The following is a 12,796-nucleotide window of genomic DNA, read 5'->3' on the forward strand; positions in this document are numbered from 1 at the left end:
ACCGCCGCGGGCGCCCGGGAGCTGACCACCTTCCTGCCCGTCGGCACGGGCGTGGCTCCCGGCCCCGACGGCAGGCCCGTCACCACCGCACTCCTGCGCGCCCTCTACGCCGCCCGCGACGCCACCGACCGCCAGCGGGCCACCGGCGCGCCCGACGCCTTCGGGCCGGCCGTCGAGGCGGGCGTCTGCCAGGAGCTGACCGAAGCGATCGGCGCACTCGTCCGCGGCTCCCAGGGCATCCGCATCAGCCTGCACTGGGCCCCCGCGGCGGGCCCGCCCGACGGCTTCGCCGCCCGCCCCGAGCCGGTCGCGTTCGCCCCCGGCGACCTCCCCGTGCTCCGCGAGGCCGGGGCCCGCTACATCCGGGACGAGCCGCCCGTCGCCGTGCAGCTCACCGGAGTGGTCGTCCGCATGCGCCGCGAGGACCGGGGCGGGCCCGGAACCGTACGGCTGAGGATCCTCGCCGGCGCGGACGTGCCCCAGGTCCGCGCCACCCTCGACGAGGACGACTACCGGATCGCCGGCCACGCCCACCTCCTCGGCATGCCCGTCCGCATGAGCGGCCGCCTGGAGAGCAGGGGCGGCTTCCGGCGCCTTGCCGATGCCCGCGACGTCATGCCCGTACGGGTCGACGACGGCGAGCGGGACCGCCTGCTGAAGTCGCTGCACGAGAACATCGACTTCTTCGAGGAGGCGTGCGGCGGCGAATGAAACCGCGCCTCTCCCCGGCCGCCCGGTAAACCGTTTCGCGACCAGGCTGCGGCTCTCGGTACGATTCAGGCGCGCAGTGACCGCTGCGGCGACCCATACGTCAGGAGAGACCGGTGTCAGACGTCCGTGTGATCATCCAACGCGATTCCGAGCGGGAAGAGCGCGTGGTGACGACGGGCACTACGGCCGCCGAGCTCTTCTCGGGTGAGCGCACCATCGTCGCCGCGCGCGTTGCGGGCGAGCTCAAGGACCTCGCGTACGTCGTCGCCGACGGCGAGGAGATCGAGGCCGTCGAGGTCTCCTCCAAGGACGGCCTCGACATCCTGCGCCACTCGACCGCGCACGTCATGGCCCAGGCCGTGCAGGAGCTCTTCCCCGAGGCCAAGCTGGGCATCGGCCCGCCGGTCAAGGACGGCTTCTACTACGACTTCGACGTCGAGAAGCCCTTCACCCCCGATGACCTCAAGGCCATCGAGAAGAAGATGCAGGAGATCCAGAAGCGTGGCCAGCGCTTCTCGCGCCGCGTCGTCACCGACGAGGAGGCCCGCGACGAGCTCGCGGCCGAGCCGTACAAGCTGGAGCTGATCGGCCTCAAGGGTTCCGCCTCGCACGACGACGGCGCGGACGTCGAGGTCGGCGCCGGCGAGCTGACGATCTACGACAACCTGGACCCGAAGACCGGCGAGCTGTGCTGGAAGGACCTCTGCCGCGGTCCGCACCTGCCGACCACCCGCCTCATCCCGGCGTTCAAGCTCATGCGCAACGCCGCCGCGTACTGGCGCGGCAGCGAGAAGAACCCCATGCTCCAGCGCATCTACGGCACCGCGTGGCCGTCGAAGGACGAGCTGAAGGCGCACCTGGACTTCCTGGCCGAGGCCGAGAAGCGCGACCACCGCCGCCTCGGCTCGGAGCTCGACCTCTTCTCCATCCCGGAGCAGATCGGCTCGGGCCTGGCCGTCTTCCACCCCAAGGGCGGCATCATCCGCCGGGTCATGGAGGACTACTCCCGCAAGCGGCACGAGGAAGAGGGGTACGAGTTCGTCTACACCCCCCACGCCACCAAGGGGAAGCTCTTCGAGACCTCGGGCCACCTGGACTGGTACGCCGACGGCATGTACCCGCCCATGCAGCTCGACGAGGGCGTGGACTACTACCTCAAGCCCATGAACTGCCCGATGCACAACCTGATCTTCGACGCCCGGGGACGCTCGTACCGCGAGCTGCCGCTGCGGCTGTTCGAGTTCGGCACCGTGTACCGGTACGAGAAGTCGGGCGTCGTGCACGGCCTCACCCGCGCCCGCGGCTTCACGCAGGACGACGCGCACATCTACTGCACCCGTGAGCAGATGGGCGAGGAGCTGGACCGCACCCTCACCTTCGTCCTGGACCTGCTGCGCGACTACGGTCTGAACGACTTCTACCTGGAGCTCTCCACCAAGGACCCGGAGAAGTTCGTCGGCTCGGACGAGGCCTGGGAGGAGGCCACCGAGACGCTGCGCAAGGTGGCCGAGAAGCAGGGCCTGGAGCTCGTCGCCGACCCGGGCGGCGCGGCCTTCTACGGCCCGAAGATCTCCGTCCAGGCCAAGGACGCGATCGGCCGCACCTGGCAGATGTCGACCATCCAGCTCGACTTCAACCTGCCGGAGCGCTTCGACCTGCAGTACACCTCGGCGGACGGCTCGCGCCAGCAGCCGGTCATGATCCACCGTGCGCTGTTCGGCTCGATCGAGCGCTTCTTCGCGGTGCTCCTGGAGCACTACGCGGGTGCGTTCCCGGCGTGGCTGGCCCCGGTGCAGGCGGTCGGCATCCCGATCGGCGACGCCCACGTCGAGTACCTGCAGGAGTTCGCGGCCGACGCGAAGAAGAAGGGCCTGCGGGTCGAGGTGGACGCCTCCTCGGACCGCATGCAGAAGAAGATCCGCAACCACCAGAAGCTCAAGGTTCCGTTCATGATCATCGTCGGTGACGAGGACATGGCGGCCGGTACGGTGTCCTTCCGCTACCGCGACGGTTCGCAGGAGAACGGCATCCCGCGCGAGCAGGCGCTGGCGAAGCTCGTCGACGTGGTGGAGCGTCGCGTACAGGTGTGACGTGGTCCCCGCACCCGCGGGGCTAAAGGGGCGGCCCATCAGGGCCGCCCCTCTCTGCATCCGCATCCTCCCGGGCGCATATGCTGCACAGCATGACGAGTGAGCCGGAGCAGCAGATCGGAGTCGGGGCGCCGGACGCGTTCCAGCGCCTGTGGACGCCCCACCGGATGGCGTACATCCAAGGCGAGAACAAGCCGAGCGGCCCGGGGGCCGACGACGGCTGCCCGTTCTGCTCGATTCCGGAGAAGAGCGACGAGGACGGGCTGATCATCGCCCGGGGTGAGCGTGTCTACGCCGTGCTGAACCTGTACCCCTACAACGGCGGCCACCTCATGGTCGTGCCGTTCCGGCACGTCGCCGACTACACCGAGCTCGACCTCGCCGAGACCGCCGAGCTGGCCGACTTCACCAAGCGGGCCATGACCGCACTGCGGACGGCTTCCGGGGCCCATGGATTCAACGTGGGCATGAACCAGGGCGACACCGCCGGCGCAGGCATCGCCGCCCACCTGCACCAGCACATCGTCCCCCGCTGGGGCGGCGACACCAATTTCATGCCCGTCATCGGCCGGACCAAGATCCTCCCCCAACTGCTGGCGGACACCCGCAAGATGCTCGCGGACGTCTGGCCGGACGCCTGAGGACACGCGTCAGAGAAAAACGGGCAAATGTCCCAAAGTCTTAATTAAAAGAAGTTCTAATGGTGCGGTGACCTTCCTTCACCGCCGCACCGTGCTGCGCGCGGCCGCCGGCGGAGCCCTCGCCGGGGCCGCCGGCGTGGGCTGCGGCCGGTCGGACGGTGAGGCGGGGGCCCGGGCGGCGGATCCGTCCGGACGGGCCGGCGCGGCGGCCGAGCACTCCGCCGGGCCGGGTGCGTCCACCAAGCCGGGTGCATCCCGTGAGCCGGGCGCCTCGAAGAAGCCCGCGGCGTCCGGGGCGCCGTCGGTGTCGAAGCCCCCCGCGCTCACGCTAGCCCCGCTCCCGCCGGGGCTCCCCGCCCAGATCGAGCACGGCCCCCGTACCGGCAAGGACGTGGCGCTGACTTTCCACGGCCAGGGCGATCCGAAGCCCATCACCGGGCTGCTGGGGGAGGCGGAGCGGGCCGGGGCACGGGTGACCGTGCTCGCCGTGGGCACCTGGCTGGAGGCCTATCCGCAGCTCGCACGGCGGATCCTCGACGGCGGCCACGAGCTGGGCAATCACACGATGCACCACCTCGACATCTGCACGATGCCCGCGGCCGCGGCCTCCGCGGAGATCACCGAGTGCGCGGAGCGGCTGCGGCGGCTGACGGGCGGGATCGGCCGCTGGTTCCGGCCCTCGCGGGCGCGGCTCGCCACCGAGCAGGTGGCCCGGCTGGCCCGCCAGGCCGGCTATCCGCACGTCCTCTCCTACGACGTGGACTCCCTGGACTTCACCGATCCCGGGCCGGAGGCGGTCCGGCGCACCGTGCTGAAGGCGGTGCGGCCCGGTTCGGTGGTGAGCCTGCACTTCGGGCACGCGGGCACCGTGGCCGCGCTGCCCGCGATCCTCGACGGCCTGCACCGCCGCGGTCTGCGCGCGGTGACGACAACGGAGCTGCTGACCTGATGAACCAGTTCTCCTCGTTCCCGAGCTCTCTGCGCCGGCCGCGTCTGCGCGGGGTGCACCGTGCCGTGTTGTTCGCCGCCGCCTGCGCCCTGCTGGCCTCCGGATGCGGAGGGGACTCCGGTACGGAGGCCGCCGACCGCGCGCCCCACAAGGACGGGCAGCAGCAGGGGGAGCGCCGGGGTGCCGCGCCGGCCGCGGGGCTGCCCGGTATGCCGCCGCTGCTGGATCCGAACGACCTGTACGCGGCGGACCGGCCCAATCAGCTGTCGCCGGTGGTGAAGGACTTCCCGTCGCGGGTGTACGTGCCCAACACGGAGTCGAACACGGTGAGCGTGATCGACCCGAAGACGTACAAGGTGATCGAGACGATCCCGGTGGGCAACCAGCCGCAGCACGTGGTGCCGTCGTGGGACATGAAGACGCTGTGGGTGAACAACGACCGCGGTCACACGCTGACGGCGATCGACCCGGCCACGGGGAAGAAGGGGCGGACGGTCGACGTCCACGACCCGTACAACCTCTACTTCACGCCGGACGGCAAGTACGCGGTGGTGATGGCGTCGATGGACCGGGAGCTGGTGTTCCGGGACGCCCAGACCATGAAGCGGAAGAAGACGGAGCCGGTGTCGTGCAAGGGGGTGAACCATGCGGACTTCTCGCCGGACGGGAAGTACTTCATCGTCTCGTGCGAGTTCTCGGGCGAGCTGCTGAAGGTCGACACGGCGAAGATGAAGGTGATCGGCCAGCAGAAGCTGCCGTTCGAGGGCGCGATGCCGCAGGACGTGAAGATCGCCTCCGACGGCAAGACCTGGTACGTCGCCGACATGATGGCGGACGGGGTGTGGGTGCTGGACGGTGACAAGTTCACCGAGCCGTGGCTGATGCCGACGGGCAAGGGCGCGCACGGGCTGTACGTGAGCCGGGACTCGAAGTCGATGTACATCTCCAACCGGGGCGAGGGCTCGGTCTCGGTGCTGGACCTGCCGAGCCGCAAGCTGGTGAAGAAGTGGGAGCTGCCGGAGGGCGGGAGCCCGGACATGGGAGGGGTGTCGGCGGACGGCAACGTGCTGTGGCTGTCGGGGCGTTACGACTCGGAGGTGTACGCCATCGACACCCGGGACGGGCACCAGATCGCCAAGATCCCGGTCGGGGCGGGGCCGCACGGCCTCGCGGTGTACCCGCAGCCGGGCCGGTACTCGCTGGGCCACACCGGAATCTTCCGGTGAGACCCGGCGAGTGACGGCCGGTCAGGCGCGGTGGGCGGACGCCGTCAGGCGTTGTAGACGTCCGCCGCGCCCGGCTTGGCGTCCTGGACGGCGCCGCTGAGGGACATGGCGCGGCTGTTGAAGCGGTCGGTGTTCACGCCGTGCTCCTTGAGGACGCGCAGGGCGGCCTCGTGCACCACGCGCAGGACGGGGGTGGTGGCGCGCAGGGCGTCGTCGGCCATGAAGCGGTGCCGCCAGGGCTTCTCGGCCCAGGCGTGGCGCAGGCCGAAGGGCTCGGGCAGGACGAGCTTGCCGCCCCAGTACTCCAGGAGTGGGGGGTACCAGGTGAGGGGGGCGCGGGCGGCGAGGCGGACGATCTCGCGGGGCGGGACGACGGAGAGGGTCCTGGTCCGGTTCTCCCAGAATTTGATGGTCTTGGGGGTGGTCTTGGTGCGGGCGGCGGGCTTGCCCATGAAGACGCCGCTGACGGGGCCGAGGGCGTGCCCGGTGACCTCGATGCGCAGGGTCTTGTGGAGGACGGTGACGGTGATCAGGAGGGTGATGACGAGCTGGCCGTCCCAGAGGACGAACTGGACGCCGAGGTAGTGCCGGCTGCCGGCGCCGAACTGCTGCTCGTTGCAGATCTTCTGGAGTTCGGCGCCCCTTATCTGGAAGCCGTCGGTGCCTTCGGGGCGGGAGACGGCGCCGGCGCCCTCGCCGACGTCCGAGACGACCCAGTGCTCGACGGAGGGGGCGGGGAAGCCGCCGGTGTGCAGGGGGCTGCGCTCCAGGAGGTGCAGCTGGTCGTGGATGGCGCGGACGACGTCCCAGCTGCGGAAGGGGTTGATCTCCTTGCCGGGGTCGAGCGGGACGAGCTCCTCGGCGAGGTGCCAGCTGCCCCAGCGGGTGCCCATGCCGAGGATGCCCTTGGTGCCGGCGTAGAAGGCGACATTGCTCTGCTGCTCGGCGGCGAGGCGCTCGAGGGACTGGCGCAGCCGCTCGGCGGCGGTCTCGCCGGGGTTCTTGGGGACGGCTTCGGGGATCTTGGCGCCGACGCCGCCGCCGGAGAGCAGGCCCGTCCAGCGCTCGCGGAGGTCCTTGGCGGTGCGCTCGCAGACGGTCTTGGCCCAGAAGCCGCCGACGAGCGGGGCGATGATCATGGCGCGCAGGTAGAAGGCCCAGAATCCGTGGAAGGGCAGCTTCACCAGGAGGATGACGGCGAGGATGCCGAGGGCCACGAGGAGGGCCGTGCCGAGGGCGCCGGCGCGCTTGTTCTGGGCGCCGGCGATGGTGCGGCGGAGCTGGAAGACGCCGAGCCAGAGCAGGACGCCGGGCAGGAAGAGCAGCCCGCAGACGCCCATGATCAGGGTGAGTCTGGCGTCGCGCTGCTTGCGGATGCGGTTGGCCGCGAGGCAGTGCTCGACGACGGGCTGCGGGTCGAGGCCGAAGGACTGGATGAGGGGCTTGCGGCCGCCGCCGAGCACGCGCAGCTGGACGGCGCGGGCGAAGGCCTCGCCCAGGTTGGGCTCGAAGAGCGATATGCGGGGCGGTTTGACCTCGGACTTGGCCCAGTCGGAGTTGGCCTTGAGGAGCTGGTCGGCCGGTCCGTCGCGGTAGGCGGCGGAGGCGAGGGCCTGCGTCGCCGCGGTCTGTCCCGAGGAGCCCGAGAGCGGGATCTGCGCCCCCGGACTGAAGTCGAACGGATCCCCTGCTGCCACTGCTGCCCCCAATGCCGCGCATGTCCGGTCCTGCGGCCTTCGACGGATGCCGACGACCGCCCGCGTCATACGTGTTGGTCCGCGGACCCAGCGTATCGGCGCGGGGTGCCGGCTGTCGCAGAGATCGTGAAGGCCGCCCGCCCCGGATGGTGCGAGGCGGGCGGATTGCGCCCGTTACCCTCCGGATCCGGCCGATTCCCGCAGCCGGTCGGCGACCTGAGGGGGCATCGGTTCGTGGCGGGCGTAGGAGCGGGTGAACCGGCCGGTGCCGTGCGACAGGGAGCGCAGGTCGACGGCGTAGCGGCCGATCTCGATCTCGGGCACCTCGGCGCGCACCAGGGTGCGGCCCGCGCCGGACTGCTCGGTTCCGATGACGCGGCCGCGCCGCCCGGACAGGTCGCTCATCACGGGGCCGACGTAGTCGTCGGAGACCAGGACCTCGATCTCGGCGACGGGTTCCAGGAGGTGGATCCTGGCCTCGGCCGCGGCTTCGCGCAGGGCGAGTGCGCCCGCGGTCTGGAAAGCGGCGTCGGAGGAGTCGACCGAGTGCGCCTTGCCGTCGAGGAGGGTGACCCGGATGTCGACCAGGGGGTAGCCGGCGGCGATGCCGCGGGCGGCCTGGGCGCGGACGCCCTTCTCCACGGAGGGGATGAACTGGCGGGGGACGGCGCCGCCGACGACCTTGTCGACGAATTCGATGCCGGAGCCGCCGGGCAGCGGTTCGACCTCGATCTCGCAGATGGCGTACTGGCCGTGGCCGCCGGACTGCTTGACGTGCCGGCCGCGGCCGGCCGCCTTGGTGCCGAAGGTCTCGCGGAGCGACACCTTGTGGGGCACGACGTCGACCTGGACGCCGTAGCGCGAGCGCAGCCGTTCCAGGGCGACGTCGCGGTGGGCTTCGCCCAGGCACCAGAGGACCACCTGGTGGGTGTGCTGGTTCTGCTCCAGGCGCATGGTGGGGTCCTCGGCGACGAGGCGGGACAGGCCCTGGGAGAGCTTGTCCTCGTCGGGCTTGCTGTGCGCCTGGATCGCCACGGGCAGGAGCGGGTCGGGCATCTGCCAGGGCTCCATGAGGAGGGGGTCGCCCTTGGCGGAGAGGGTGTCGCCGGTCTCGGCGCGGCTGAGCTTGGCGACGCAGGCGATGTCCCCGGCGATGGCCTGGGGGAGGGGCCGCTGCTGTTTGCCGAAGGGTGAGGAGAGGGCGCCGATGCGCTCGTCGACGTCGTGGCTCTCGTGGCCGCGGTCCTCCAGGCCGTGGCCGGAGACGTGGACGGTCTCGTCGGGGCGCAGGGTGCCGGAGAAGATGCGGACGAGGGAGATCCTGCCGACGTAGGGGTCGGAGGAGGTCTTGATCACCTCGGCGGCGAGCGGGCCCGCGGGGTCGCAGGTCACGGGCGCGTGGGGGCGGCCGTCGGGGGTGGTGACGGCCGGGACCTCGCGTTCGAGGGGGGTGGGGAAGCCGCCGGTGATCAGCTCCAGGAGCTCGACGGTGCCCAGGCCCTGTTTGGCGCCCTCGGCCGCGGGGGCCGCGGCGAGGACGGGGTGGAAGCTGCCGCGCGCCACGGCGCGCTCCAGGTCCTCGACGAGGGTCTTGACGTCGATCTCCTCGCCGCCGAGGTAGCGGTCCATGAGGGTCTCGTCCTCGCTCTCGGCGATGATGCCCTCGATGAGCCGGTTGCGCGCCTCCTCGATGAGGGGCAGGTGCTCGGGGCCGGGCGCGGCCTCGGCCCGCTCGCCGGAGGAGTAGTCGAAGACGTGCTGGGAGAGCAGGCCGATGAGGCCGGCGACGGGGCGGTGCCCGTCGGGGCCCTCCGGCCCGTGCAGCGGCAGGTAGAGCGGCAGCACGCCGTCGGGGGAGTCCCCGCCGAAGGCCGCGCGGCAGGTCTCCGTCATTTCTTCGAAGTCGGAGCGGGCCGACTCCAGATGGGTGATGACGATGGCGCGGGGCATGCCGACGGCCGCGCACTCCTCCCAGACCATGCGGGTGGCACCGTTGATGTTCTCGGCGCCCTCGGCCGCCGAGACGACGAAAAGGGCCGCGTCCGCTGCGCGCAGACCGGCCCTGAGCTCCCCGACGAAGTCGGCGTAGCCGGGGGTGTCCAGCAGATTGATCTTGATGCCGGCCCATTCGACGGGGGCCAGCGACAGCTGCACCGAGCGCTGCTGGCGGTGCTCGATCTCGTCGTAGTCCGACAGCGCGCCGCCGTCCTCGACGCGGCCGGCCCGGTTGACCGCGCCGGTCGCCAGCGCGAGGGCCTCCACCAGCGTCGTCTTTCCCGAGCCGCTGTGGCCGACCAGCACCACGTTGCGTACGTGGCTCGGCCGGTCGGCCGATACTGCTCTGCCCGCGGCCCCTGGGTACGTGCCCGTCTTCTCGCCCATGTGTCCCGCCTCCCGGTCGACACCTGCGGTACGTCGAGCTTTCCACTGCGGTAACGCTGCGTCCATACGTCGCACACGGAGGCGCGCCCGTACGCCCCGCGCGGGGGCCGCCGGGGGCGGTGGGGGCACCGGTGCTCGCGCTGCGAGCGGTGCGTGCGCGGCTGTCCGGGGGTGCCTGGCTACGATGGGCCAGCCGGTGGCCTCCTGACCACGCGGCCCGATACGACACCCCTCCGGGAAGGCCATGCTGAACAAGTACGCGCGTGCGTTCTTCACGCGTGTTCTCACGCCGTTCGCCGCCCTGCTCATCCGCCTCGGCGTCAGCCCCGACGCGGTGACCCTCATCGGTACCGGTGGTGTGGTGGCGGGCGCACTGGTCTTCTACCCCCAGGGGGAGTTCTTCTGGGGCACGGTCGTCATCACCCTGTTCGTCTTCTCGGACCTGGTGGACGGCAACATGGCCCGCCAGCTGGGCCGCTCCAGCCGCTGGGGCGCCTTCCTGGACTCCACGCTCGACCGGGTCGCCGATTCGGCGATCTTCGGCGGCCTCGCCCTGTGGTACGCGGCCGGTGGTGACGACACCCTGCTGTGCGCGGTGTCGATCTTCTGCCTCGCCAGCGGCCAGGTCGTCTCGTACACCAAGGCGCGCGGCGAGAGCATCGGCCTGCCGGTGAACGTGAACGGTCTGGTGGAACGGGCCGAGCGGCTGGTCATCTCGCTGGTGGCGTGCGGCCTGGCGGGCCTGCACAAGTTCGGCGTGCCGGGCATCCAGTACCTGCTGCCGGTGGCGCTGTGGATCGTGGCCGTGGGCAGCCTGGTCACCCTGATCCAGCGGGTGGTGACGGTGCGCCGCGAATCCGCCGAGGCGGAGGCCGCGGAGGCCGCGGCCGGGGCCGCCGCGGCGCAGGGCGGTGGCAACGGGTGAAGGAGCGGCTGACCGACGCGCTGTACGGGCTCGGCTGGGCCACGGTCAAGAAGCTGCCGGAGCCGGTGGCCGTCCGGCTGGGGCAGCAGATCGCCGATGCGGCGTGGCGGCGGCGCGGCAAGAGCGTGCTGCGGCTGGAGGCCAATCTGGCGCGCGTGCTGCCGGATGCGTCCCCCGAGCGTCTGGCGCGGCTGTCGCGGGCGGGCATGCGCTCGTACATGCGCTACTGGATGGAGTCCTTCCGGCTGCCGGCGTGGAGCGCGGAGCGCACCCGCACGGCCTTCGCCCCGGAGGGCCTGCACCACCTGGAGGAGGGCCTGGCGAGCGGGCGCGGCGTGGTCATCGCGCTGCCCCACATGGGCAACTACGACCTCGCCGGGGCGTGGGTGACCACGCGCCTGGGGGTGCCCTTCACGACGGTGGCCGAGCGGCTGAAGCCCGAGACGCTCTACGACCGCTTCGTGGCCTACCGCGAGGGGCTGGGCATGGAGGTGCTGCCCCACGCGGGCGGCAGCGCCTTCGGCACGCTGGCACGCCGGCTGCGCTCCGGGGGCCTGGTGTGCCTGGTGGCCGACCGTGACCTGTCCTCCTCGGGGATAGAGGTGACGTTCTTCGGCGAGGCCGCGAAGATGCCCGCCGGCCCGGCGATGCTGGCCGTGCAGACCGGGGCCCTGCTGATGCCCGTGACGCTCTGGTACGACCGCTCGCCGGTGATGCAGGGGCGGGTGCACGCCCCGATCGAGGTGCCCGGTCAGGGCACCCGGGCCGAGAAGGCCACGGTGATGACGCAGCGCATGGCCGACGCCTTCGCCTCCGGCATCGCCGAGCACCCGCAGGACTGGCACATGCTCCAGCGGCTGTGGCTCGCCGACCTCGACCCGCGCCCGGACCGGCCCTCCGGCGGAGCGGATGGAGCGGACGGAGCGGCGGCCGGGCCGGCGCAGGAGACGCAGGGCGCGCAGGGCGCACCGGGCGGCCGGGGTGCCGGCCGGGCCGAGAGCGACCGGAGGACCGAGGCATGAGGATCGGGATCGTCTGCCCCTACTCGTGGGACGTGCCCGGCGGCGTGCAGTTCCACATCCGCGACCTGGCCGAGCACCTCATCCGGCTCGGCCACGAGGTGTCGGTGCTGGCGCCCGCGGACGACGAGACGCCGCTGCCGCCCTTCGTGGTCTCGGCCGGGCGGGCCGTCCCGGTCCCGTACAACGGCTCCGTGGCGCGGCTGAACTTCGGCTTCCTGTCGGCCGCACGGGTGCGGCGCTGGCTGCACGACGGCGACTTCGACGTCATCCACATCCACGAGCCCACCTCCCCCTCGCTGGGTCTGCTGACCTGCTGGGCCGCACAGGGCCCGATCGTGGCGACCTTCCACACCTCCAACCCGCGCTCCCGGGCGATGATCGCCGCCTATCCGATCCTCCAGCCCGCCCTGGAGAAGATCAGCGCGCGCATCGCGGTCAGCGAATACGCCCGCAGGACGCTGGTCGAGCACCTCGGCGGCGACGCCGTGGTCATCCCCAACGGGGTCGACGTGGACTTCTTCGCCCGCGCCGAGCCCAAGGAGGAGTGGCAGGGCGGGACGATCGGCTTCATCGGCCGCATCGACGAACCGCGCAAGGGCCTGCCGGTGCTGATGCGCGCCCTGCCGAAGATCTTCGCCGAGTGCCCCGGCACCCGGCTGCTGGTGGCCGGGCGGGGCGACGAGGAGGAGGCCGTAGCGGGCCTGCCCCGGGAGATGCGCGAGCGCGTCGAGTTCCTCGGCATGGTCAGTGACCAGGACAAGGCGCGGCTGCTGCGCAGCGTCGACGTCTACGTCGCCCCCAATACGGGCGGGGAGTCCTTCGGCATCATCCTGGTCGAGGCGATGTCGGCGGGCGCTCCCGTCCTCGCCAGCGACCTGGACGCGTTCGCCCAGGTGCTCGATCAGGGCTCGGCCGGGGAGCTCTTCGCCAACGAGGACGCCGATGCGCTCGCCGCCGCGGCCGTGCGGCTGCTGGGCGACCAGGAGCTGCGGACCGGCCTGAGCGAGCGCGGCCGTGCGCACGTGCGCCGCTTCGACTGGTCCCGCGTGGGCGCCGACATCCTGGCCGTCTACGAGACGGTCACCGCCGGCGCGGCCTCCGTCGCCGCCGACGAGCGCACCGGACTGCGCGCCCGTTTCGGCCTGGCCCGCGA

Annotated in this window: 9 protein-coding genes and 1 pseudogene; 8 read left to right on the forward strand and 2 right to left on the reverse strand. The window is 71.8% G+C overall.

Translation table 11 applies throughout. The features are described 5' to 3' along the window. The 5 genes and pseudogenes from V7793_RS23395 to V7793_RS23415 all read left to right on the forward strand — a co-directional run. Window positions 1-711 (forward strand): annotated as a pseudogene (locus tag V7793_RS23395) (hypothetical protein); the annotation flags it as partial. Window positions 712-824: 113 nt separating this feature from the next. Continuing rightward, the gene (thrS, locus tag V7793_RS23400; RefSeq protein ID WP_336009538.1) at window positions 825-2,801 is read left to right on the forward strand and encodes a threonine--tRNA ligase; all 1,977 of its coding nucleotides are present in this window, start codon (window positions 825-827) and stop codon (window positions 2,799-2,801) included. Window positions 2,802-2,881: 80 nt separating this feature from the next. Continuing rightward, on the forward strand, window positions 2,882-3,442 hold the full coding sequence (locus V7793_RS23405) for an HIT family protein (RefSeq protein ID WP_336009540.1): 561 nt from the start codon (window positions 2,882-2,884) through the stop codon (window positions 3,440-3,442). Window positions 3,443-3,509: 67 nt separating this feature from the next. Continuing rightward, a complete protein-coding gene (locus V7793_RS23410; protein ID WP_336009542.1) occupies window positions 3,510-4,391 on the forward strand; it encodes a polysaccharide deacetylase family protein in 882 nt (293 codons plus the stop codon). Next, a complete protein-coding gene (locus tag V7793_RS23415; protein ID WP_336009544.1) occupies window positions 4,391-5,617 on the forward strand; it encodes a YncE family protein in 1,227 nt (408 codons plus the stop codon). The genes V7793_RS23410 and V7793_RS23415 overlap by 1 nt, the downstream gene beginning before the upstream one ends. A 44-nt stretch (window positions 5,618-5,661) precedes the next feature. On the opposite strand, the gene V7793_RS23420 is transcribed toward V7793_RS23415, so the two are convergent. Both V7793_RS23420 and V7793_RS23425 read right to left on the reverse strand, forming a co-directional pair. Then, window positions 5,662-7,383, reverse strand: coding sequence for a hypothetical protein (locus V7793_RS23420; protein WP_443057970.1), 1,722 nt, complete (start codon window positions 7,381-7,383; stop codon window positions 5,662-5,664). 105 nt (window positions 7,384-7,488) lie between these two features. After that, complete coding sequence (locus V7793_RS23425) at window positions 7,489-9,696, reverse strand: elongation factor G-like protein EF-G2 (RefSeq protein WP_336009547.1); 2,208 nt, start codon at window positions 9,694-9,696, stop codon at window positions 7,489-7,491. 244 nt (window positions 9,697-9,940) lie between these two features. Between V7793_RS23425 and pgsA the strand changes: the two genes are divergently transcribed. The 3 genes from pgsA to V7793_RS23440 all read left to right on the forward strand — a co-directional run. Further along, window positions 9,941-10,621 (forward strand): phosphatidylinositol phosphate synthase, encoded by a 681-nt coding sequence (gene pgsA, locus V7793_RS23430; RefSeq protein ID WP_336009549.1) that lies wholly within the window; start codon window positions 9,941-9,943, stop codon window positions 10,619-10,621. Next, on the forward strand, window positions 10,618-11,643 hold the full coding sequence (locus V7793_RS23435) for a phosphatidylinositol mannoside acyltransferase (RefSeq protein ID WP_336009551.1): 1,026 nt from the start codon (window positions 10,618-10,620) through the stop codon (window positions 11,641-11,643). Before pgsA ends, V7793_RS23435 begins: the two co-directional genes overlap by 4 nt. After that, the coding region (locus tag V7793_RS23440; RefSeq protein ID WP_336009553.1) for a glycosyltransferase family 4 protein at window positions 11,640-12,796 on the forward strand (1,157 nt) is incomplete at its 3' end. The genes V7793_RS23435 and V7793_RS23440, both read left to right, overlap by 4 nt.

The sequence above is a fragment of the Streptomyces sp. KLMMK genome (assembly GCF_036961605.1).
Lineage (GTDB): Bacteria > Actinomycetota > Actinomycetes > Streptomycetales > Streptomycetaceae > Streptomyces > Streptomyces telluris.

Coding starts and splice junctions, on each gene's coding strand:
- V7793_RS23425 (WP_336009547.1), bottom strand. CDS start 9,696: ATGGGCGAGAAGACGGGCACGTACCCAGGGGCCGCGGGCAGAGCAGTA.
- V7793_RS23420 (WP_443057970.1), bottom strand. CDS start 7,383: ATGACGCGGGCGGTCGTCGGCATCCGTCGAAGGCCGCAGGACCGGACA.
- V7793_RS23415 (WP_336009544.1), top strand. CDS start 4,391: ATGAACCAGTTCTCCTCGTTCCCGAGCTCTCTGCGCCGGCCGCGTCTG.
- V7793_RS23405 (WP_336009540.1), top strand. CDS start 2,882: ATGCTGCACAGCATGACGAGTGAGCCGGAGCAGCAGATCGGAGTCGGG.
- pgsA (WP_336009549.1), top strand. CDS start 9,941: ATGCTGAACAAGTACGCGCGTGCGTTCTTCACGCGTGTTCTCACGCCG.